The following is a 21981-nucleotide window of genomic DNA, read 5'->3' as shown; positions in this document are numbered from 1 at the left end:
GGGAGCGATGCCGAGCCACGACCTGCCTTCCGGATCGACGGCGGCGGTAAGGGCATCCGGTTCGGGGGAGCCGGCGGGTGGGGAGTCCCGTGTCCTTTTCGTGACCGTGCCGTCATGGATCCGAGAGCGAACGTAAGCAACCTTCCCCAGTGCTGCACGTCCGGAGCCCGCCGGATGGGGCGAGGGTGCACCCGCGCGCGACGAGCGGCGAGACGATGCCCCGTACGGGGGAGTCGCACGAGGCGACATTCGGCGGTGTCCGGTTCGCCCGATGCGTCCGACGGTGGTCTCGGCGTCGGCGAGGGCGCGTCCGGAGCTCCCGGTCGCGATCGGGCGGCCTGTTCGTGCGCTACCGGATCCGCACCGTGTATCCGGGTTCCCTGGACGAATGAGCAGAAGTCCGCGATGCGCGGGCATGGATCATCCGGAGTCCGTGCTGGATCCTGGACGTCGTGCACCGGGCACGAGCTCGAGGGGTCCCGGCAGGGCCACACCACTCCTCCCCGACCGCCAGGAGATGCCATGATCGACACGCTGCTGCCCGCCGCCACGCTGCTCGGCCTCGTCGGGTGCGGGCTGATGGCAGGGCTGTTCCTCGCGTTCTCGACGGCGGTCATGCCGGGGTTGCGCAGGCTCGCCCCCGATGCCGGTGCCGCAGCGATGCAGCAGGTCAACCGCGCGATCCTCAACCCGCTGTTCGGCGTCGTCTTCGGCGGAACGGCGCTGGTCTGCCTGGTGCTGGCCCTCGGCGCGCCCTTCAGCGGGCGGGCCGGCAGCGCCTGGATCGTCGGCGGGGCGCTGCTCTACCTGGCCGGCAGCATCGTGGTGACGATGGCGGCGAACGTGCCGATGAACAATCGGTTGGACGCGGCAGATCCGGCCGCCGCCGCCGAACTGTGGCCCGGCTACCTCGCCCGGTGGACCGCCTGGAACCACATCCGCGCCGTGGCGTGCACCGCCGCGACCGCAGCGCTCGCGGTCGGCCTGTGGGCCTGAGGGTGCAGCTGTCTCGCGGCCCGTGGTGCGTCGATACTGGTCGGGTGGCAGGCCGGCGGGGCAGTGGGCGGGAGCCGGTCCTGGCGCAGGTCGGCACGGGAGCCGCGGAGCTGGCGCCCGACCCGGACCGTCGCCGCGGCTGGACGCTGCTGCTCGACGGCACGCCGCAGTCCCACGTCGACCTCGACGACCCGACGCACCTGGAGTTCGACTACGTCCGCAGGCTCGGGCACGTCGTCGACCTCGCCGCGCCCCCGCGCCGTCCGTTGCGCGTGCTGCACCTGGGCGGCGGGGCGCTGACGCTCGCGCGCTACGTCGCGACCACGCGTCCACGGTCGGTGCAGCAGGTCGTGGAGGTCGACGCCGGTCTGGTCGAGCTGGTGCGGCGCGAGCTGCCGACCGAGCGGGCCTGGCGGCTGCGGGTCCGCGCCGGCGACGCCCGCGAGGTCGTCACCCGACTCCCCGCCGCCGCGTTCGACCTCGTGGTGATGGACGTGTTCGCGGCCGCCCGCACGCCGCCACACCTCGCGTCCGTGGAGTTCCTGCAGGCCGTCGCCCGGGTCATGGCCCCCGAGGCGACCTACGTGGCCAACCTGACCGACGGCGCGCCGCTCGCGTTCGCCCGGGGCCAGGTGGCCACCGTGCTGGAGGTGTTCGCCCACGCCTGCGTCGCCGCCGACCCCGCTGTGCTGCGCGGCCGCCGCTTCGGCAACCTGATGCTCGCAGGCGCCGCGCAGCCGCTGCCGGTCGACGGGCTCACGTCCCGGGTGGCCGGGGGCCGGTTCCCCGGGCGGGTGCTGCACGGCCGGGAGCTCGACCGCTTCCGCGCCGACGTCCGCCCGGTGACCGACGACGCCGCGGTCGCGTCGCCACCACCCCCGCGGGGGACCTTCGGCGCCTGACGGCGGCTCAGGCGGGCTCGGGCTCGCGGCGGCCACCGCCGACGAGCAGGGTGAGCGGAAGGGCGACCGTGGCGATGATGGCGGCGCACAGGAACGCCGCGTGCGCGCCCGCCATGTCGGTGCCGGCCGCGCCGGACGCCGAGCCGAGCGCCATCACGGTGATGAAGAGCGCCGTGCCGGCTGCGCCGGCGACCTGCTGGAGCGTGGCCATGATCGCGCTCCCGTGCGAGTCCAGGTCGCCCGGGAGCCTGCCCAGCGCGTCGGTGATGAGCGGGGTGAGCATCAGTGACAGCCCGACGACCAGCACGACGTGCATCGCCACGACCATTCCCAGTGGGGACGTCGCGGTCAGCGTGGTGAACGCCCACAGCGCGACGGCGAGCACCACCGCGCCGGGGATCACCAGCTTCCGCGCGCCGACCCGGTCGTAGAGGCGCCCGACGACCGGCCCGAGCAGCCCCATCACGAGCCCGCCGGGGAGCACCGCCAGCCCGGTGACGAACGCGTCGACACCCATCACGTCCTGCAGGAAGAGCGGGAGCAGGATCAGCACCCCGAACAGCGACATCATGCTGAGCACGACCAGCACGATCGAGACGACGAACGGCCGGTGGCGCAGGGGGCGCAGGTCCAGCAGGGCGTTGCCCGCGTCCTGCAGCCGCAGCTGGCGGGCGACGAACACCGCGAGCGCCACCGCGCCGATGGCGGTGGGCAGCCACGGTGGCATCTGCGCCCCGCCGCGGGCTGCCTCGCCCACACTGCTCAAGCCGTAGATCAGGCCGCCGAAGCCGAGTGCCGAGAGCAGCACCGAGACGACGTCGAGGGGGACGGGCCGCACGTCGGCGGTCACGTGCAGCCAGCGCAGCCCGGCCGCGAGCGCGATCAGCGCGAGCGGCAGCACGATCCAGAACATCCACCGCCAGCCGAGCGCGGTGAGGATCACCCCGGACAGGGTGGGGCCGATCGCAGGTGCGACGGCGATGACGACCGTGATCGTTCCCATCATCGTGCCGCGCCGCTCCGCCGGCACGAGCCGCAGCACCGACGTCATGAGCAGCGGCACCATCACGGCCGTGCCCGCCGCCTGCACCACGCGACCCGTCAGGAGCACCGGGAAGCCGGGGGCCAGCGCGCAGATGAGCGTGCCCAGGCTGAACAGCGTCATCGACGCGAGGTAGATCTGCCGCGGCGGGAAGCGCTGCAGCAGGAACCCGGTGATCGGGATGACCACGGCCATCGTGAGGAGGAACCCGCTGGTCAGCCACTGCGCGGTGGCGACCGAGATGTGGAGGTCGGCGATCAGGGCAGGCAGCGCCACACTCATGATCGTCTCGTTCAGGATCATCCCGAACGCCGATCCGACGAGCAGCGCGATCACGACGGACGCCCGCGCGTCCGCAGGCGCGCCCGCCTTCACCGCTGGCCCGTGGGCACCGTCGGTGCGGCCGGTGGCCGGGCTGCTCATCACTGCTCCTGACGTCGAGAGGGGAACCTCCTCGACGCTACCGATCAGGGGGAGCGGGCGGCCACGGAGTTCGCGCGGAGCGAGGCGGCTCACAGAGGTCTCGCGCCCGCGCCCGCTTGAGGGGGCACTCGCACACACCTCGACGATCCCGCACACACGACGGGATATGTGTGCGACGCAGGCGAGGTGTGTGCGCCCGCCGGATCGGGCCGCCGGATCAGCCGGTGACCTCGATCGCGTCGATGCCGAGGACCGGGACGGTGAGCGTGCCGCCCATCGTGGTCTCGTACGAGTAGGAGCCACGGACGGTGACATGGGCCCGGAACATGTCCCCGTTCACGACATTCGCGAGCTGCGCGGCGGTACCTCGCAGGATCGTGTTCGTGTCGTACTCGTAGGTCCGGGAGTGCCGCACGGCGTCGACGCCGGCGCGAAACGCGTCCAGACCGGTGGCTGTGTCGAACTGCGTCACGTGTCCGTGTACGACGATCCGTTCACCGATGTGGCCGTCCGGGGACTTCGCGATGAGCTGCCAGTCTCGGGCCGCGATCTCCCGGTGGGGTACGGGTGGTGGCGGTTCCGCGAGCAGGCGGATCGGATCGTCGGTGTCCTGAAGGTGACCGGCCAGAGGGTTCTGCGAGATCACCGGTGCGGACACGGGAGCACCGTTCTGCTCGACAATCACATTGGAGAAGCCGGCTGCGCCGAGCGTGGCGACGGCGTCCTCGCCGGTCATGCCCTGCACGTCCGGCACGGCGAGCTGCGGTGTTGCCGGGTTCGCGGCCGGCGTGCGGGCCGGCGTCGTGGCCGCCCGGCTCCCCGTGGCGCTGGTCGTCGTGGGTCCACTCCCGAGGCCGATCCCGACGAGCGCAGCGAACAGGACCACCACCGCACCCGCGGCCACGACCCATGGCCAGCGTCGGCGCCGATTCCTCGGGGGCAGGGGCATCTCGCGGCCCGTCGAGAGCGGCCGCGAATGGGGTTGGGGTCCCTGGCGGACGGGGTGACCTTGGGGGCCGGGAAACCACTGGTCGGGCGGATGCACGGCTGGGAGCGGGTACGACGGGCCCTGCGGACCGAGTTCGCCGGGCCGCCGGCCGTGCGGGGTCGTCATGGGAGGTGGCCTTCCGGTGCCGCGGGTGACCGTGCGTGTGGAGGTCGTTCCACCGCGGTTCCGGGTTACAATCCACCCGCATCGCACCGGCACTTGCCGGCGTCTGGGCCCTCAGCCCGACGCCGGCCGCGGGGTCGGTACCGGTCGTGCCCCCACCCACAGCCGCCGCACGTCCCGTCCGAACGACCAGCACAGGAGCGCCAGCGCGACGGCCACGAGCGCGACCGCGAGCGCGGGGGGCAGCACCTGCGCGCTCACGACCACGAGCACCACGCCCTGCAACGCGGCCACCGTCTTGCCCGCGTAGCTCGGGGGCAGCGGACCGCGTAGCCACGGCCAGGCCCAGCCGGCGGCGACGAACGCGTAGCGCATCGCGCCGATCGCCAGTGCCCACGGCCCGACGACCCCCGCGACGTGCACGCTCAGCACGAGGATGAGGAAGGCGTCGACCTCCATGTCGAAGCGGGCGCCGAGCGCGGAGACGGTGCCGGTGCGCCGCGCGACCCGACCGTCGACGGCGTCGAGGAGCAGCGCCACCGCCGCGAGCCCGACCAGCGCGGGTACCGCCGCCGACCCGCGGTCCAGCCCGTCGACGACCACGGCCGTCACGCCGCCGACGAGCAGGGCCCTGGTCAGGGTGACCACGTCGGCGGGCCCGAGCCGGGGCCGGCCCGCGCGGTACATCGCCGCGGACAGCAGCCCGAGCAGCGCCGCGGCGTACCCGGCCCCGACGAGGACGCCGAGCAGCCCCACCTCGAACGCGCCCGCGAGGCCGGCGAGCAGCAGCAGCTGCGCGCTCGCGGCCGCAGCCCGCTCCGGGCACCCCTTCTCTAGGGTGCTGGTGCCGGTGTCCCTGCCGGTGTGCACTGCGCGGTCCACCTCCTCGACACGTCCGTGCGGGCCCGGGAGTTCACCTCGGAGGAACCAGATGCCCCACACCGCTCGTGCGTTCTGGCTCCGCGCCCCCGGCGAGGGCGAGATCCGGGAGGTCGCGCTGCCCCTGCCGGCTCCGGACGAGGTGGTCGTGCGCATGCTCTTCTCCGGGGTCAGTCGGGGCACCGAGACCCTCGTCTTCCGGGGCGGCGTGCCGCGCAGCCAGTACGCGGCGATGCGCGCGCCGTTCCAGGAGGGCGAGTTCCCGGCGCCGGTGAAGTACGGGTACCTCGCGGTCGGGGTCGTCGAACACGGGCCCGCCGCGCTGCGTGGGCGCACCGTGTTCTGCCTGCACCCGCACCAGACCCGCTTCGTCGTGCCGGCGGCGGCGGTGACGCCGGTCCCCGACGACGTCCCCGCCGGGCGTGCGGTGCTCGCCGGCACCGTCGAGACCGCCGTGAACGCGGTGTGGGACGCGGCGCCCCTGGTCGGCGACCGGATCGCGGTCGTGGGCGGGGGCATGGTGGGGTGCAGCGTGGCCGCGGTGCTGGCCGGGCTGCCCGGTGCGCGGGTCGAACTGGTGGACGTCGATCCCGCTCGCGCAGGCGTGGCCGCGGCGCTCGGAGTGGGGTTCGCGAGCCCCGACACCGCCGCGGGCGACTGCGACCTGGTGGTGCACGCCAGCGCCACGGAGGCCGGGCTGGCCCGGTCGTTGGAGCTGCTGGGCGCCGAGGGCGAGGTCGTCGAGCTCTCCTGGTACGGCGACCGGCGCGTGAGCCTGCCGCTCGGGGAGGCCTTCCACCCCCGTCGCCTGACGGTGCGCAGCAGCCAGGTCGGCACGGTCTCGCCGCGCCGGGCGAGCCGCGGCTATGCGGGGCGGATGGCGCTGGCCCTGCGGCTGCTCGCCGACTCCCGCTTCGATGCGCTGGTGGGCGGCGAGCACGGGTTCGACGAGCTGCCCGCCCTGCTGCCCCGGCTGGCGGCGGGCGAGCCGCCGGCCCTCTGCGTACGGGTGCGCTACGACGGCAGCTGATGCGCACCCGGATCGCGACACACGTGCACCCAGACCCCGACTCGCGGGACGGGGGGTGCACCTCTGCGCGAGTCGGGGTCAGGTGCGCGCGTGTCGGGGCGTGGGGACCGCGGGTCGGTGAACCATCCGGGCGCGGGACGCGTGTGCGGGAGGACGGAGCCCGCATGCGCAAGGGAGCGATCTTGTTCAGCATCACCGTTCGCGATCACGTCATGGTCGCTCACAGCTTCCGCGGCGAGGTCTTCGGGCCGGCCCAGCGCCTGCACGGGGCCACCTTCGTGGTGGACGCGACGTTCCGCCGTCCCGAGCTGGACGCCGACGGCATCGTGGTCGACATCGGGCTGGCCACGCAGCAGCTCGGCGCGGTGCTGGGCGAGCTGAACTACCGCAACCTCGACGACGAACCGGCCTTCGCCGGCGTCAACACGTCCACCGAGTTCCTCGCCCGCCACATCGCGGACCGGCTGGCCGAGCAGGTGCACGCGGGCGCGCTCGGCGAGGGGGCGCGCGGGATCGCCGCGATCGCGGTCACCCTCCACGAGTCGCACGTCGCCTGGGCGAGTTACGAGCGCTCCCTGTGACCACCCGGACGACCCGGACGACCACCCCGACGGTGCACGTCGTCGTGCCCGGGGACATCGACGACCCGGCGCGCCCCAGCGGGGGGAACGCCTACGACCGCCGCCTCTGCGACGGGCTGATCGCCGCGGGCCTGCCGGTGCACGAGATCGCCGTGGCGGGTACGTGGCCGGAGCCCGGTGACGCCGCCCGCGCCGAGCTGGACCGGCGGCTGGCCGCGGTGCCCGCGGGCGCCGCGGTGGTGCTGGACGGACTGGTGGCCTGCGCGGTGCCGGAGGTCCTCGTACCGCACGCCGGGCGGTTGCGCCTCGCCCTGGTCGTGCACCTGCCACTCGGCGACGAGGCGGGCCTCGCCCCCGTGACGGCGGCCGACCGCAGCGCCCGCGAGCGCGCCGCCCTGGACGCCGCGACCGTGGTCGTCGCCACGAGCCGGTGGACCGCGCTGCGGCTCGCGCAGGTCCACGGCGTGCCGGACGCGCGTGTGCACGTCATCGCGCCCGGGGTGCAGCCGGCCGCCCTCGCCCCGGCGAGCGACGGCGGCGCGCGGCTGCTCTGCGTCGGCTCGCTCACCCCGACGAAGGGGCAGGACCTCCTGGTGGAGGCGCTGGCACGGCTCGGCGACCGGTCATGGACGTGCCGTCTCGTCGGGCCGCTCACCCGCGATGCCACGCACGTCGCGGCCGTGCGGGCGCTGGTGCGCCGGCACGGGTTGGAGGGCCGGGTGGCGGTCACCGGGCCGTGCACGGGCCCAGTCCTCGACGCGGCGTACGCGGCCTCCGATCTGCTCGTGCTCCCCTCGCGCGCGGAGACCTACGGCATGGTCGTCACCGAGGCGCTCGCGCGGGGCATCCCGGTGCTGGCGTGCGCGGTCGGTGGGGTGCCGGAGACCCTCGGCCGCGCCCCGGACGGCACCGTGCCGGGCGTGCTGGTGCCCACGGCGGACGTCGCGTCGCTCGCCGCCGCCCTGCGCCGCTGGCTCGACGAGCCGGAGCTGCGCCACGCGGCGCGGGCGGCCGCCCGCGCCCGCCGCCCGCAGCTGACGGGCTGGGACACGACGGCCCATGAGTGGATACGGGTGCTGGAGCACTCGTATCCACTCATGGCCCGGGGCGGCGGGGCATGAGCAGGCCGAACTCCCCGGTGGGCGCGGACTGGTTGGCGTTGCGCGAGCCCGCGGACGCCACCGCCCGCGCGGCCGAGCTCGCCGAGCGGCTGCGCGAACACCTGCCCGCGGGGCCGCTCGTCGTGCGCGACCTGGGCTGCGGCACCGGATCGATGGGGCGCTGGCTCGCCGGCCGGCTGCCCGGGCCGCAGCACTGGATGCTGCACGACCGCGACCCCGGCCTGCTCGAACGCGCTCTTGCGGACCTGCCGGCCCACGTCACGGCGCAACCCTGCCTCGGGGACCTCACCGATCTCGACGCCGCGCAGCTCGCCGGCACCGCGCTGGTGACCGCCTCGGCCCTGCTGGACCTGTTGAGCGTCGACGAGGTGGAGCACCTCGCCGCGGCCTGCACGGCGGGGGGATGTCCGGCCCTGCTGACCCTGTCGGTCACCGGCAGCGTGCTGCTCACGCCGGCCGATCCGCTCGACGTCGCGGTGGGGGCCGCCTTCGACGCCCACCAGCGGCGCACCGTCGAGGGGCGGCGGCTCCTCGGTCCGGACGCCGCGCCCGCGGCCGCCGCGGCGTTCCGCCGGCACGGTGCGCGGGTCGTACGGGCGCCCAGCCCGTGGCGGCTCGGACCGGCCGAGGGCGAGCTGGTGGAGGAGTGGCTCAGCGGGCGGGTCGAGGCGGCGTGCGCGCAGAGTCCGGCGCTGGCGGCCGAGGCCGGCCCGTACCTGCGGCGCAGGTTCGACGCCGCAGCGCGCGGAGAGCTGCGCGTGGTCGTCGGTCACGCAGACCTGCTGGCCCTGCCGGGGAGCCGGGAATGACGCCGCGCGCAGCGGTGCGGCCGCTGGCCGGCCTGGTGATCGTCGCCGCGCTGGTGTGGTGGGCGGGGCCTGCCGCCGTGGCCGCCGGGCTCGCGGCGCTCGAGGCCGGCCCGGTGCTCGCCGCGCTCGGGATCGGGATCGTCACGACGGTCTGCAGCGCCTGGCGGTGGTGCCTGGTCGCGCGCGGCCTCGGCCTGCGGCTCCCGCTCCCGACGGCGGTTGCCGACTGCTACCAGGCCACCTTCCTGAACGCGGTGCTGCCCGCCGGCGTCCTCGGGGACGTGCACCGGGCCGTCGGCCACGGAAGGCGTGCGGGCGACGTCGGGCGCGGCGTGCGGGCGGTGGCGCTCGAGCGACTGGTGGGCCTGCTGGTGCTGGTGGTCGTGGCGGCCGGGGTGCTGGCCGCCGAACCCACGTTGCTGGGCGTGGTCGGTGCCGCCGTGCCCGGGGCGAGCTGGGTCGGGGCCGCGGTGCTGGTGACGGCCCTGGCGCTGGGCTGGGTCCTGCGCGCCCGGTTGCGTCCGCTGGTGGGCGACCTCCGCGCACTGCGTCGCACCTGGCCCGGTGTCCTCGGCCTGTCCGTGGTGGCGCTCGGCGGCTACCTCGCCACGTTCGTCGTGGCGGCGCGGGCGGCCGGTGCGTCCGCCCCGGCGGTGGAGCTGCTCCCGCTGCTGGTCCTGGCGCTGCTGGTGATGGCCCTGCCGCTGAACGTGGGCGGCTGGGGTCCGCGGGAGGCCGTCGCGGCCGTCGGCTTCGGCGCAGTCGGGTTCGGCGCTGCGCAGGGCGTGGCGGCGGCTGTCGGCTACGGCGTGCTCGGGTTGGTCGCGTGCTCACCCGGCGCTGCGGTACTGCTCCTGCGCCTGGCCTCCCGGCGCTTCACAGGTAGCCGGCGAACGCGCGCACCAGGCTCGCGAGCACGGCGCGCCCCTTCTCCGGCGACGCCAGCGACGGTCGGCCCACCACACCCGACTCCGTGTACGCCTGCAACCCGCGGCTCAGCATGTGCCTGCGGTCGTCGGCCAGCTCGTCGGCTCGTGCGAATCCCGGCCTGACCAGGTGAGGATGAGCGTGCAACAGGATCGAGGTCTCCAGCTCGCCCGCGTGCATGTCCGAGAGGCCGGATGTGACCAGCCCGGCCTCGGCGCGGGCGTCGTCCCAGTCGGGCTCGCCGGGGAACAGCGCCATTCGCAGCGGCCCGAGGCTCGCCTCCTGCACGACGTTGCCGAGCACGTAGTTGCCGCCGTGCCCGTTGACGAGCACCAGCGAGGTGGCACCTGCCCGGTGCACCGATGCGGCGACGTCGCGCACGACCGCGGCGAGCGTGGTGGCCGAGATGCTGACCGTGCCGGGCCAGGCCGCGTGCTCGTGCGAGCAGGAGATGGTCACAGGAGGCAGCCTGCGGACGACGTACGCAGCGGCGAGCTCGACCGCGAGCGTGCACGCGACGAGGGTGTCGGTCGTGAGCGGCAGGTGCGGACCGTGCTGCTCGACGCTGCCGATCGGCAGCAGCGCGACGGTGGCGCCACGCTCGCGCTCGTCGAGCGTGGTGTCGGCCGGGAGGAGGTCCATCACCGGGACCTTCCCACGGTTCGGCGCCGGGGACGAGAGGGGAACGGGATGCAGGACATGTACGACGGCGGGCTGGACGACGTCGCCGAGTCGGAGCTGGTGACGCGGTACGGGCCGTTCCGGGCGGTGGCGTTCCGGGACCCGGTGGACGGGCACGAGCACCTCGCCCTCGTCCGCGGCGACCCGCGGGGGCGCGAGGAGGTGCTGGTCCGCGTGCACTCCGAGTGCCTGACCGGCGACCTGTTCGGGGCGTTGCGCTGCGAGTGCGGGGCCCAGCTGCGGTCGGCGCTCGACGCGATCGTGGAGGAGGGCTGCGGCGTGCTCGTGTACCTGCGCGGGCACGAGGGGCGCGGGATCGGGCTCGTCGCCAAGATCCGCACCCACGTGCTGCAGGACGAGCAGGGGCTCGACACCGTCGACTCGGCCACGGCACTGGGCCTGCCCGTGGACGTGCGCGACTTCGGCCCGGCTGCGCGCGTCCTGCGCCACCTCGGCGTCGCGTCGGTCCGGCTGCTGTCCAACAGCGCGGACAAGGTGCGCGGGCTGACCGGGCACGGGGTCGCCGTGACCGGACGCGTCCCGCTGCTGGAACCGGTCGACGAGCACAACGTCCGGTACCTGACGGCCAAGCGCGACCGGCTCGGCCACGACCTGCCGCACCTGGACTCCGTGCGCGGCCTGCGGTAGCGCGGCCTCATCCCGCCGCCTCCGAGCGTGCGGCGGTGGCCCGCTCGGCGAGGACGACCGGGATCGTGACCGCCGCCAGGCCGGCGCCGATCCAGGCGAGGGTGGTGACGGGCGCACCGGCGTGCAGCGGTACGGCGGCCATCAGGGGGACGAGGCCGATGCCGAGCTGGAAGGCGGACACCGTGGTCGCCCCGGCGAGCGTGGGCGCGTCGGCGGCGATGCGGAACACCCGGCCGTAGACGGCGGGGTTGAGCACGAACCCGGCCACGCCGAGGAGCAGGACGAGCGGGACGACGGCGAGGGCGTGCTCGGCGAGGACCGCGATCAGCACCGAGCAGACGGCGATGCCGGCCGAGCCCCCGACCATGGCGAGGTGGGGACGCCTGTCGGCGATGCGGCCGCCCACCGCCAGACCGAGGTACGCACCGACGCCGAACAGCACGAGGACGAACGCGATCCACACCTGCGGGATCCGCGTGACGCGGGTCAGGAGCTCGGCCAGGTAGTTGAACGTGATCATGTAGGCCGCCGTGCTCAACAGCGTGGCGGCGTACACGAGCCACAGGTTCGACCGCCGCATGGCCGCGAGCTCGCGCCCGATGCTCGGAGCGCGCCCACCGGTCGTCGGGGGCAGCGCGACCGACACGGCGGCGGCAGCGACCACGGTGAGGGCGACCACGAGCCAGAAACCGCCTTCCCACCCGGCGCGGTAGCCGGTCAGCGTCCCTGCGGGGCCGCCGAGGACCATGGCCAGGCCGAGGCCGCTGACGACCACGCCGGATGCGCGCGCGGCCCGGTCGGCGGGGACCAGGCTCACGGCGGTGACGGCTGCCACGGCGAAGAACCCCGCGTAGGCCAGCCCCGCGGCGAAACGGGTGACCAGGAGGGCGGGGTAGCTGCCGATGACCACGCCGGTGGCGATGCAGGCCGCGAAGAGCAGCTGGGTCACCACGAGCGCCGTGCGACGCGGCCACCCGAGGCTGATCACCGCGAACGGCGGCCCGCCGATGACGACCCCGACGGCGAACGCGCTGATCAGCCCACCTGCGGTGGCCAGGTCGACCTGGATGTCGGTGGCGACCGCGGGAAGGACGCCGGCGAGGAGGAACTCGGCGCTGCCCATGGCGAAGAGGCTGAAGGCCAGCAGGTACACCCCGAGCGGCAGCCGGCCACGCGCGCCGGAGGGCGCCGCGGCGGTGTCGACGTTCATCGCGCCGCACCCCGCTCCACAGCGGCATCGAGGTCCTGGTCCAGGAGCCAGGACGTCAACCCGATGGCGGCAGCAGACGCCTCACCGGCCGCGGTGACGACCTGCGCACGGGGGTTCACGACGTTGCCGGCCGCCCGGACGCCGGGCACGTCGGTCGCCCCGGCGGCGTCGACCGCCACCCATCCCGTGGCGGGGTCGGGCTCGCAACCGAGCGACCGCAGGACCGCGTCGTTCGGACGCGGCAGCGGAGCGACGAACACCGCATCGCAGGGCTGCACGCGGCCGTCGGCGAACTCGACGGCGGTCACGACGCCGTCTCCGCCGACGAGGCGGGAGACGGCGCCGTCGGCGATGCGGACGCCGAACGCGAGCAGCCGGCGGCGGTCGGCCTGCGAGACGTCCATGCCGTCGGGGCACAGCGTCACGCGCTCGCTGTAGCGGCGCAGCAACGCCGACTGGTGCAGCGTCATCGGTGGTACGGCGCCGCCGATGACGACGAGCTCCCGGTCGCGGACCTCGTACCCGTGGCAGTGCGGGCAGTGGTGCACCGCCGACCCCCACAGCTCGCGGGCCCCGGGGATGCCGGGCAGCTCGTCGGTCAGCCCCGTGGCGACGAGCACCGCGCGCGTGCGCACCACCGTCCCGGCGTACAGGGTGAGCGCGAACCCGTCACCGCCGCTGCCCCGGCGCGCGTCGACGACACGCGCCCGGACCAGCTCGCCGCCGTAGCGGGCGACCTCCTCCCGGCCGGTCGCGAGGAACTCCGCGGGGTCCACCCCGTCGCGGGAGACGAACCCGTGCATGTGCGCGGCCGCCGCGTTCCGGGGGCTGCCGCCGTCGACGACCAGCACGTCGGCCCGGGCACGAGCCAGAACGATCCCCGCGGTCAGGCCGGCCGCACCGGCTCCGATGATCACGACATCTCGATGGTTCTCCATCACTGCCACCTCCGCCGCAGAACATCGCGCCCTCGTCCCGGCAGCGGCAACTTCCGTTGCCGAAAGCGGAACGGTCTGCTGGAGTGGGCCGATGCCGTCCCATCCCGCGATCGACGCGACCCTCAGCCGGATCGGGCACCGCATGCGCCGGATCCGGGAGCAGAAGGACCTCTCGCTCGCCGAGCTCAGCCGCACGACCGGGATCTCCAAGAGCACCCTGTCGCGGCTCGAGTCGGGGCAGCGCAAGCCGAGCCTGGAGCTGCTGCTGCCGGTCGCCGCCGCCCTTGCGGTGCCGCTCGACGAGATCGTCGCCGCCCCGCGCATCCTCGACCCGAGGATGCCGCAGGAACCGAGGCGGACGGAGGGGCGCGTCATCGTCGCGCTGTCGCGGACGCAGGGCGAGCCCAAGGCGTACAAGCTGACGATCCCCGCGAGCGAGTCCGAACCGTTCACGCGCACCCACACCGGGTACGAGTGGCTCTACGTGCTCAGCGGACGGCTACGGCTCATCCTGGGTGACTACGACCTGGTCCTCGCGCCGGGAGAGGTCGCCGAGTTCGACACCCAGCACCCGCACTGGTTCGGCTCGACCGGGCGTGGCAGCGTCGAGGTGCTCAGCCTCTTCGGTGGGCAGGGCGAACGGGCGCACATCAGGGCGAGACCGGCAGCGGCCCCCAACCCGCCACGACGGTCCGCGGGTGAACGGGACACCAGGGTTCCCCAGGCCTGATCGAACAGCGCTGGTGTTCCGATCACCCGCGAACAGCGGATCGATCACGCGGCGCCCAGCACGATCTACCGCTGCTGGGCCGCGAAGTCACCGGCCCGCCACGGCATCTCCTGCAGCACCCAGGTGTTCCCGTCCGGGTCGGCGAACGGCACGTACTTCATGCCCTGGTCGTGCTCGTCGATCTCGCCGACCGGCACACCGCGGCGGGCCAGCTCGGCTCGAGCCTCGACGGCGTCGCCGACCACGAGGTGCAGGCCCTTCACCGAACCCGGGGCCATGTCGGCGAGCGCGGGCAGGCCGGTGGAGAGCAGGATCGAGCAGGCCGAGCCGGGCGGGGAGAGCTGCACGATCCGGACGCCCTCGGCGGGCTGCACGTCCACGTCGACACCGAAGCCCGCGCTCTCGTAGAAGGCCTTGGCGCGGTCGACGTCGGTGACCGGGACGGGGACGAGTTCGAGCAGCATCTTCACAGGGGTCCTCCAGCTTCGGGTCGATCGGGTCGGCAGCGAGCCTCCCGCAGACCCCGGGCCCGCGGGTACCCGCGACACACGGTCCGCCCGTCCTCAGCCGCGCAGCCAGCGCTCGAGGTGTGCGAACGCGGAGGCCTGCATCGCGCGGCTGAACTCGTGCGGACCGTCGGAGAACTCCCCGACGTAGGCCTCCGGCGCGCCCGCCTGCCGGTAGCGGGTGCTCAGGCGTTCGTGGGCCGCGATCATCCCGGGCAGGGCGAACAGGTGGTCGTGGCGCTTGTACTGCACCAGCAGCGGTGCCGGCGCCCGCGCGGCCGCGACATCGGGCCAGTCGCCCCGGGCGGCCAGTCCCGGTGGGAAGAACATCCACGTGTGCCGGGCGACGTGCGCGTCGAGCAGACCCGGGTAGGTCGACATCATCCCGACGACCCCCGCCGCCGCCACGTCGTCGCAGGTGGCGTGCAGCAGCGCCGCGCGGCACCCCCCGCCGGACAGCCCGATGCAGCCGATCGGCCCGCTGGCGACGTCGGTGCGCGAGCGCAGGTAGCGCACGGCGAGGCGGTCCTCACGGGCGACGACACCGGCGAGCGAGGTGCCCAGGACGGTGCAGTACTTCGCGACGGCGTGCTCGTGCGTCCGTGCGGCGTTGTTGTACGCCTCCGGCTCGTCCGCGGAGCCCACCAGCTCCGGCGGGAACTTGCGGCTGCCCCACCGGAAGACGTCGTGGGCGAGGACGGCGAACCCGCGGCGGGCGAGCTCGCCTGCGAAGGCGGTGCCCCCGTAGGACCGCTCGCGCAGCTCCCGGGCGGCGGCCGGAGCGGGGTCGGGGCCGTCGGCCACCTTCTCCTTGCCGTAGTAGGTGAACCCGTCGTGGCTGTGCAGCGCGACCACCCCGGGCAGCGGCGTGGTCTCCCCGGCCGGGCGCAGCAGCCAGGCGCGGGTGCGCGGCCCGAAGCCGACCGACCAGGACACCTCCTCGCCGTCCACCCCGTCCCGCGTCCAGCGCCTGCCCCGCTCGGGGGCGAGCGGCTCGCCGTCGGTGGTGGAGCCGATGAGGGCGCGCACCTCCGCGCCGGTCGGGCCGGGCGCGTCGGGTGGGGGGAACAGCTTCCCCTGCGCCACGGCGTGCGGGGCCCAGTCGCTGAAGGGCCCCAGGTCCCGGAGGGGCTGGTCCATGCGGGCGATACCTCCCGATCTCGGTGCGCGAACCACCATCGTCTCCGACCCGCGCGCAGGCGATCGGGGAGCGGTCATGAACCGGTGGGGAGGTACTTCTCCATCCACTGGTGGTGGACCTGCCGCACGAGCGCGCGGTTGACGTGGTGCACAGGTGCCCCGCGCTCCCCGCGCCGGACGACGACGAGCCCGGCGTCGGCCAGTACGGCGAGATGCTTGCTGATCGCCTGGCGGGAGATGTCGAAGTCGGTGCAGAGCTCGTGCAGCCGCTGGCCGTCGCGTGCGTGGAGCCGGTCGAGCAGCACCCGCCTGGGGGGGTCCGAGAGCGCGAAGAAGATCCCGTCGACAGCGTGTGTCGCACGCTCGTCAGTGCCGTTGCGCTGCATCGTCGCACCCCTTCGACCCGTTCCTCCGCCGCATCGCAGCATGACGGCGGGATCGGGTTCGGGCCACGATTCCTGACACTCTCTTAAGACGGTCGGAAGGGGGCCGGGTGTGGTCGCTCTACCGCTCGTGCGGCGCGTCGGGGCCGGATATCGTCGGCCTGCGTCCGGGCTGAGCGGCGTGACGCGGGTCGAGCGTGAGCGTGATCCGCTGGGTGGAGGTGGAAGCCAGCTTCGTGTCGGCACCGAGCTCGAGCACCCAGAACCTGACCTTGGCGCCGGGGGTGGCCGCCTTCTCGACACCCACGGTGAGCTCGAGCTCTACCGGGCCGAGCTCGAACTGGAGATCCTCGCCCTCGCCCGCGCGCACCGCCTCGGCGAGTTCGGCGCGCAGCTGTGCGATGACCTCCGCGAGCGCCAGTGCCATCCGTTGCTCCTCGTGGTCAGCGGAGTCGGGACGCGCAGCCGGCTACCGCGTAGCCGCGGCCGGGCCGCACGACCGGATATCTGGATGGCGAACTGCCTTTCACAGCCGAGAACCCATCCGCGTGCGTGGTCGGTGCGTTCGGCCGCAAGAGCGGCTGACTCCGGACAGCACGGCGGAGATCTCCGGCCACCGGAGCGAGCGCCGTCCGGGGTGCGACCAGCCACTTGACGTTCACTGTGCAACTCACGACGTTTCTCCTCTCGGTCGTCGGTTCGGTTCCCTGATATCGATCACTCTATCGATGTCGAGCGCCGATATCTCGCACCCCTGCCTTAATTCTTTCCCAGGATCGCCTTGTCCGGGCGGGCGATGCGGTGCACGAGCACGGCGAAGCCGCCCGGGTCCAGGCGGGCGACGGCGAGGACGGCCTCGAGCCACCCGTCGCCGCCGAGCAGCGCCGCCACCCGCCGGGCGAGCCAGCTCCCGTGCGGGTCGGCCGGGTCGTCGACGCGCCCGCCGGCCGCGGTGAGGACGGTGGTCGCGGCGTCCACGAGGCGGGCGGTGGCGGCGGCCCGCTCGCCGGCGTCGTCGACGTCGTCGAGCAGCGCCTCGGCCCGGCTCAGCAGGATCCATGCGCGCTCCGGGGCCACCCCGGACGCCGCGATCGCGGAGAGCGCCCGCACCCGGCCCTGGGGCCCGGCGATCGCGGCCGCGGTCTCCTCGGCGCGGCCGGTGCAGCCGGCCGCGGCGAGGGCCTCGGCCACCCGGGTCAGGGCGCGGTCCCGGCGGGGCCGGTCCTCGATCGCCGCGAGCGCGGTCGCGGCCACCTGTCCGTGGTGGGCCGCGCCGTCGGCGTCCCCCGCGGCCTCGCAGGCGAGGGAGAGCCGGGTGTGTGCGCGCGCCCGTTGGCCCGGGTCCGCGACATCCTCCGCGGCGTCTCGCGCCCGCGCCGCGAGCTGGTCGGCCGGGTCGTCCGCGCCCACCCCGCGTGCCGCCTCCGCCAGCCGCAGCAGGGCCACGACCTGCGAGTAGGCGTCGCCGAAATGCTGCTCGACGGCGTCGGCGGTGCCCCGGACGGCCTCCACCGTCACCGCAGGGCCGCCGCTGACCGCGTGCGACTCGCTGATCGCCACCAGCACCCAGGCGCGGCGCTCCGGATCATCGAGGGAACGCGCGAGGTCCAGCGCACCGGCCACGTCGCCGGCCCTGGCGAGGGCCTCGGCCACCCGGCTCAGTGCCGAGCCGCGCGTGGTCGCGTCGGCGATCCCCTCGGCCACCGACCGCGCCGTCGGCAGGTCCTCCGTGGCGATCAGGCCGTCGACGACCCGGGCCGCCAGCACCGCGAGGCGGCGCGGGTCGCCCGTGGCGCGCGCGATGCGCTCGACCTCGGACGCGACCGCCGCAGCACGCTCCGCGTCGCCGTGGTCGGCGAACGCGGCGGCGAGGTCGGTGAGTGCGTGCATCCGGCGACCGGCATCCGGCACGCGTCGAATGAGGGACTCCGCACGCTCCGGCGCGCCGCGGCGCACGGCCTCCACAGCCATCTCGGTGAGCGCGCCTGCCCGGCGCTCGGGGTCGCCGAGCCGGTCCAGCACCGCCTCCGCGCGGTCGACGTCCCCGGTCGCGGCGTGCGCGACGGCGAGCCGCGCGAGCGCCCACTCCCGGCGGTCGTCATCGGCGATGCCGGCGACGAGGCCGCCGGCCTCGGCGAGCAGGCCGTCCGCGGCGGGGCCGTCGCCGCGGTCCGCCATCGTGACGGCGAGGCCGAGCAGCTCGCCCACGGCCGCACCTCGATGGCTCGCGGCGCGGGCGGTCTCCTGCAACTCCGCGAGCAGCCGTCCGTCGACACCGGGCACCGGGCCGGCCCGCACGAGCGCGGCAAGCACCGGAAGTCGCGCTCCGGGGGGCCGGATGGTGTCGGCGATCTCCTTCGCCGTCGCGGCGACGCCTGCCGTCGCGAGGGCGACGGCCAGCTCGATCCGCGCCCGGGTCCGCTGCCGCGCCGAGGTGACGCCCGCGACGAGCGATCGGGCGAGGTCGGACGCACCCACCGCGACGGCGGCGACGGCGACGGCGGTCCGCGCACTCGGCCCGGCGGCGGTGGCGGCGATCTCGGCGACGATCGCCGCAGCCCGCTCCCGGTCCCGTTCGGCGGACGTGGCGGCGACCCGGGCCAGCGCCGCGTCACGGCGCTGCGGGGTGCGCGCTCGCGCCCACCGCTCGGCGCGGTCGGGGTCGTGCTCCGCGGCGGCCCCCGCCGCGGCGGCGAGCAGGGCGTCGCGCCGGTCGGGATCGGTCACCGATGCCGCGAGCACCTCGGCGTCGTCCAGGCGCCCGGCGCGCGCCGCGGCGAGCGCGGCGGCGGCGAACGCGCCGGTGCGCCGGCCACGCTGGGGGATCCCGCGCGCCAACGCCTCGGCGCGCGGCAGGCGGCCCAGTGCCGCCCAGACCGCGGGCAGGCGCACGGGTGTCTGCCGGTTGCGTCCGGTGAGCTCCTCGCGCCGCACGGCCAGCCGCACGGCCGCCGTCAGGTCGGGACGGCGCTCGTCGGCCGGCCGGGCCAGCGCGATCTCGTCGAGCGCGAGGGCGTCGCCACCGGTGGCTTCGAGCATCCGGTCGTGGCGCCGCTCGTCGGTGGCGAGGGCGGTGAGCCGTTCCCGGTCGCCGGCCATCGCGAGCACGCGTTGGTAGTCGCGCAGCAGGTACACCGGGGTGTCGGCGGGCCACCCGCGGGAGCGGTAGGAGCCGGCCCACCCGTGCAGCCGGTCGCGCAGCTGCGCCAGCCGGGCGGCCCCGAACTCGCGCTCGGCGATCTCCTGCAGGGTGCGGTGGGCGAGCACGTAGCCGCGAGCCGGGACGCCTCCGGTCAGCTGCCGTGCCCGGGTGGCGGTGCTGCGACCGAACGCGCCCGCGAGCAGGTCCTGCACCGCGAACGGCGAGGTTCCGGTGAGCGCCGCGAGGTCGTCGCGACCGAGGCCGCCGCCGGATGCGGTGATCAGGCCCAGCAGCTCCTCGTGCAACGGGCCCTCCCGCAGCCGCTCGGCCAGCTCCTGTCGCGCGAATGCCTCGCCGTCCCGCGCGTGCGTCGAGGGCGGGAGCCACCGGGGGGCGCAACGGTGCAGCGGGTGGCCGGCGGGCACGTCGGACGGCAGCGGCCGGTGCGGCCTGCTGGTGACCAGCACGACGGTTCCCTCGGGCGGGCGCCTGGGCAGCAGGGACGCGATGCTCGCGGTGCGGCCGGCCGGGCCGGTGTCCTCGTCCAGGCCGTCGACGAGCAGGACGAGCCGGCGGCCGGTCTCCCGGCACCGGGCGGCGGCGTCGTCGAGCAGGGCCAGCAGGTCGCGGCGACGGGCCGCGGTGGTGGCAGGCGCGCCCGCCGGGCGCCGCGCGAGGGCGGCGAGCTGCTCGGACACGGCCTCGAGGAACGCGTCGCTGTCGGACTGCCCGGTCAGCCCGGCAGCGACGAGGAACGGCACGACGGCGATCCCCGGCGGCGGGTGCAGGGCGAACCACGTGGCGAGCGCCGTCTTGCCCGACCACGGCTCGCCCTGCCACCAGCCGTAGGGCTCGTCGCCGCGCGCGAACTCCGCCAGCTCCGCGAGCTCCGCGTCGCGGCCGAGCAGCGGGTCGGGCGCCACGTCGAGGACCTGGTGCCGGTAGGCGGCCACGCTCGTCCTGCCCGGCGCGTCGACGGCGGGGAGCTCGTCGGCGAGCGCGGGCAGCCCGAGTGCGGTGCGCACCCGCTCCGCGGCACTGCCGGGACGGGCGTCGGCGCCGAGGCGGGTGATCCGGGTGGCGACCAGCCTGCCGAGCCCGTCGCCGCGGTGGTGCTCGGTGAGCACGCCGATGATCCGGTCACCCGCCCACAACGCGGCCCCGGACATGCCCTCCCAGGGGGACGTGCGCGGATCCGGATCGCGCCCGGGCGGCGGGACGCTCACCTCGAACGTGCCGGAGCGCCGGTTGGACAGCGGCGCCACGGAGCCGATGGCCTGGTGCGAGTCGCGGTACGAGCCGTCCGACGGGTGCCCGGAGTAGGCGTTCAGCTTGAACCGGGGGAACCCGACGGCCTGCACGGCGAGCCGCTCGGTGGCGAGACCGGTGCGGCCGAAGGTGCAGCTGCGGACCTCCGGGGTGCCCGGCGGGGCGGGAACGGCGAGGACGGCGATGTCGCTCGCGTCGTCGGCCACCACGTCGGAGGCCTCGAGACACCACTCGCCGGGGGTGTCGGCGTCGAAGCGCACCAGGACCCGGGACGCCTCGGCGACGACGTGCGCCGCCGTGAGCACGGCCGTGGGGCCCACCCGGTAGCCGGAGCCGCGGCGCGCGCCGCCGCCGGGCAGGGCGACGATCACCTCGGCCAGCCGGTGCGGGTCGAGCGCGATCACGGGGTCGTCGGGATCGCCGTCCACGACTGGCTCCTCCGCACTGGACCTCGGGACGCTGGGCAACCTACCGCTTACCGGGAGTTCATGGCACGCGGCGCGGGCCGCAGATAGGGCGCCCTATCCTCCTCGCCCTATTTGCGCCGGTTCATGATTGACCTTCGACAACGGCGGACGACAACACCGAGCGACGAACGACGAGTGGCGGGGAAGACGGGGGAAGGCGATGGAACGAGAGGCCGACGATGCCGCGATCCGGGCACTCCTCGAACTGAGACGTGCGCTCGACCGCACGGTGGCCGATCTCGGCGCCGCGGCCGAGCGCGCCGACGACCTGATCGCGCAGCGCCGTCGGGGCCGCTCCTGGTTCCAGATCGTCTCGTCCGAGAAACCGCCGCTGGTCATCGAGACCGTCACCGGAGTGCTGGACGAGCTGGGCGATCTGGGGAGCCGGTTCCGCCGGGAGGAAGCCCTCGCGCTGCAGCGCGAGGACATCAGCATCACGCGGATCGCGGAGATGTTCCGGGTCACCCGGCAGCGGGTGTCCGCACTCCTGCACACCCGCCCCGCCCGGGACCGCGGGCGCACCTGAGGTCTCGCATCCGCTGCGGGTGCAGTGCATCATCGGCCGATGACCGGCGACGAGATCGTGCTCGGCCCGCTGCCCAAGGGCATCACCCTGGCGCAGGAGGGCATGCGCAAGAAGGTGTGGAACGTGCTCGGCCACACCTACACGATGAAGGCGGCGAGCGATTCCAGCTTCGCCTTCGAGACCTACGATCCACCCGGCACCGGCGTGCCGCCGCACGTGCACCCCACCCAGGACGAGCACATCTACGTCGTCGAAGGGGTGTTCACCCTGTACCTGGACGGGGAGTGGACGACCGCGGGGCCCGGCGACACCGTCCGCATGCCGCGCAACCTCCCGCACGCCTACTACAACCGCAGCGACGCGCCGACGCGCGGGCTGTTCTGGGTGAGCCCGGCCGGGCGGCTCGCGGCGCTGTTCGACCAGCTGCACGACCTCACCGACCCCGAGGAGGTCGTGCGCCGCTCGGCGCTGCACGACGTCGACTTCCTGCCGCCCGGCGCGGTCGAGGGCGCCTGACCGC

The 21981-nt window shown here is 75.0% G+C and carries 21 protein-coding genes and 1 pseudogene; 11 read left to right on the top strand and 11 right to left on the bottom strand.

The window, feature by feature from the left end; all coding sequences use genetic code 11:
• The first annotated feature begins 522 nt into the window (after positions 1–522).
• On the top strand, positions 523–996 hold the full coding sequence (locus CFP66_RS13605) for a DUF1772 domain-containing protein (RefSeq protein ID WP_094923613.1): 474 nt from the start codon (positions 523–525) through the stop codon (positions 994–996).
• Positions 997–1040: 44 nt separating this feature from the next.
• Positions 1041–1898 (top strand): spermidine synthase, encoded by an 858-nt coding sequence (locus tag CFP66_RS13600; RefSeq protein WP_198961428.1) that lies wholly within the window; start codon positions 1041–1043, stop codon positions 1896–1898.
• 7 nt (positions 1899–1905) lie between these two features.
• Here CFP66_RS13600 and CFP66_RS13595 read toward each other — a convergent pair whose 3' ends face one another.
• The 3 genes from CFP66_RS13595 to CFP66_RS13585 form a co-directional block, all read right to left on the bottom strand.
• On the bottom strand, positions 1906–3363 hold the full coding sequence (locus CFP66_RS13595; protein ID WP_094923611.1) for a DHA2 family efflux MFS transporter permease subunit: 1458 nt from the start codon (positions 3361–3363) through the stop codon (positions 1906–1908).
• A gap of 217 nt (positions 3364–3580) precedes the next feature.
• Positions 3581–4249, bottom strand: coding sequence for a PASTA domain-containing protein (locus CFP66_RS13590; RefSeq protein WP_158228091.1), 669 nt, complete (start codon positions 4247–4249; stop codon positions 3581–3583).
• A gap of 339 nt (positions 4250–4588) precedes the next feature.
• Positions 4589–5356: a CDP-alcohol phosphatidyltransferase family protein gene (locus CFP66_RS13585; protein WP_369805038.1), complete on the bottom strand. Its 768-nt coding sequence runs from the start codon at positions 5354–5356 to the stop codon at positions 4589–4591.
• 49 nt (positions 5357–5405) lie between these two features.
• Between CFP66_RS13585 and CFP66_RS13580 the strand changes: the two genes are divergently transcribed.
• The 5 genes and pseudogenes from CFP66_RS13580 to CFP66_RS13560 form a co-directional block, all read left to right on the top strand.
• On the top strand, positions 5406–6383 hold the full coding sequence (locus tag CFP66_RS13580) for a zinc-binding alcohol dehydrogenase (protein WP_094923607.1): 978 nt from the start codon (positions 5406–5408) through the stop codon (positions 6381–6383).
• Between the two features lie 182 nt (positions 6384–6565).
• Positions 6566–6964 (top strand): 6-carboxytetrahydropterin synthase, encoded by a 399-nt coding sequence (locus CFP66_RS13575; protein WP_094923906.1) that lies wholly within the window; start codon positions 6566–6568, stop codon positions 6962–6964.
• Positions 6961–8085 (top strand): glycosyltransferase family 4 protein, encoded by a 1125-nt coding sequence (locus CFP66_RS13570; protein ID WP_233159393.1) that lies wholly within the window; start codon positions 6961–6963, stop codon positions 8083–8085. The genes CFP66_RS13575 and CFP66_RS13570 overlap by 4 nt, the downstream gene beginning before the upstream one ends.
• A complete protein-coding gene (locus CFP66_RS13565) occupies positions 8082–8894 on the top strand; it encodes a methyltransferase domain-containing protein (protein ID WP_094923603.1) in 813 nt (270 codons plus the stop codon). Before CFP66_RS13570 ends, CFP66_RS13565 begins: the two co-directional genes overlap by 4 nt.
• Positions 8891–9706 (top strand): annotated as a pseudogene (locus tag CFP66_RS13560) (lysylphosphatidylglycerol synthase domain-containing protein); the annotation flags it as partial. The gene CFP66_RS13565 and the pseudogene CFP66_RS13560, both read left to right, overlap by 4 nt.
• A gap of 64 nt (positions 9707–9770) precedes the next feature.
• Here the strand turns inward: CFP66_RS13560 and CFP66_RS13555 are convergent.
• Positions 9771–10463, bottom strand: a complete 693-nt coding sequence (locus CFP66_RS13555) for a creatininase family protein (RefSeq protein ID WP_198961427.1) — start codon at positions 10461–10463, stop codon at positions 9771–9773.
• Between the two features lie 48 nt (positions 10464–10511).
• Here CFP66_RS13555 and CFP66_RS13550 point away from each other — a divergent pair, with 48 nt between their 5' ends.
• Positions 10512–11150, top strand: a complete 639-nt coding sequence (locus CFP66_RS13550; RefSeq protein ID WP_094923599.1) for a GTP cyclohydrolase II — start codon at positions 10512–10514, stop codon at positions 11148–11150.
• A gap of 7 nt (positions 11151–11157) precedes the next feature.
• Here CFP66_RS13550 and CFP66_RS13545 read toward each other — a convergent pair whose 3' ends face one another.
• Both CFP66_RS13545 and CFP66_RS13540 read right to left on the bottom strand, forming a co-directional pair.
• On the bottom strand, positions 11158–12360 hold the full coding sequence (locus CFP66_RS13545) for an MFS transporter (protein ID WP_094923597.1): 1203 nt from the start codon (positions 12358–12360) through the stop codon (positions 11158–11160).
• Positions 12357–13298: an NAD(P)/FAD-dependent oxidoreductase gene (locus CFP66_RS13540; RefSeq protein WP_094923595.1), complete on the bottom strand. Its 942-nt coding sequence runs from the start codon at positions 13296–13298 to the stop codon at positions 12357–12359. The genes CFP66_RS13545 and CFP66_RS13540 overlap by 4 nt, the downstream gene beginning before the upstream one ends.
• 91 nt (positions 13299–13389) lie before the next feature.
• Between CFP66_RS13540 and CFP66_RS13535 the strand changes: the two genes are divergently transcribed.
• The gene (locus tag CFP66_RS13535; protein ID WP_094923593.1) at positions 13390–14028 is read left to right on the top strand and encodes an XRE family transcriptional regulator; all 639 of its coding nucleotides are present in this window, start codon (positions 13390–13392) and stop codon (positions 14026–14028) included.
• 65 nt (positions 14029–14093) lie between these two features.
• Here the strand turns inward: CFP66_RS13535 and CFP66_RS13530 are convergent, their stop codons facing one another.
• The 5 genes from CFP66_RS13530 to CFP66_RS13510 all read right to left on the bottom strand — a co-directional run bounded on the left by CFP66_RS13530 (position 14094) and on the right by CFP66_RS13510 (position 20896).
• Complete coding sequence (locus CFP66_RS13530; protein ID WP_369805043.1) at positions 14094–14492, bottom strand: VOC family protein; 399 nt, start codon at positions 14490–14492, stop codon at positions 14094–14096.
• Between the two features lie 99 nt (positions 14493–14591).
• The gene (locus CFP66_RS13525) at positions 14592–15674 is read right to left on the bottom strand and encodes a dienelactone hydrolase family protein (protein ID WP_094923589.1); all 1083 of its coding nucleotides are present in this window, start codon (positions 15672–15674) and stop codon (positions 14592–14594) included.
• 74 nt (positions 15675–15748) lie between these two features.
• On the bottom strand, positions 15749–16060 hold the full coding sequence (locus CFP66_RS13520; protein WP_158228090.1) for a helix-turn-helix transcriptional regulator: 312 nt from the start codon (positions 16058–16060) through the stop codon (positions 15749–15751).
• A gap of 118 nt (positions 16061–16178) precedes the next feature.
• Positions 16179–16484, bottom strand: coding sequence for a trypco2 family protein (locus tag CFP66_RS13515; protein WP_094923585.1), 306 nt, complete (start codon positions 16482–16484; stop codon positions 16179–16181).
• A gap of 332 nt (positions 16485–16816) precedes the next feature.
• Entirely contained in the window at positions 16817–20896 is a 4080-nt protein-coding gene (locus tag CFP66_RS13510; RefSeq protein ID WP_158228089.1) for a trypsin-like peptidase domain-containing protein, read from the bottom strand.
• Between the two features lie 199 nt (positions 20897–21095).
• Here CFP66_RS13510 and CFP66_RS13505 point away from each other — a divergent pair, with 199 nt between their 5' ends.
• Together CFP66_RS13505 and CFP66_RS13500 are read left to right on the top strand one after the other, a co-directional pair.
• Entirely contained in the window at positions 21096–21461 is a 366-nt protein-coding gene (locus CFP66_RS13505; RefSeq protein WP_094923581.1) for a hypothetical protein, read from the top strand.
• A gap of 39 nt (positions 21462–21500) precedes the next feature.
• Positions 21501–21977, top strand: a complete 477-nt coding sequence (locus CFP66_RS13500) for a cupin domain-containing protein (protein WP_094923579.1) — start codon at positions 21501–21503, stop codon at positions 21975–21977.
• The last annotated feature ends 4 nt before the right edge of the window (positions 21978–21981 follow it).

This window comes from Pseudonocardia sp. MH-G8 (assembly GCF_002262885.1).
In the GTDB taxonomy this organism is placed as follows: Bacteria; Actinomycetota; Actinomycetes; order Mycobacteriales; family Pseudonocardiaceae; genus Pseudonocardia.
The sequence above is the reverse complement of the archived record's forward strand: the minus strand, read 5'-3'. Positions and strand labels throughout refer to the sequence as shown.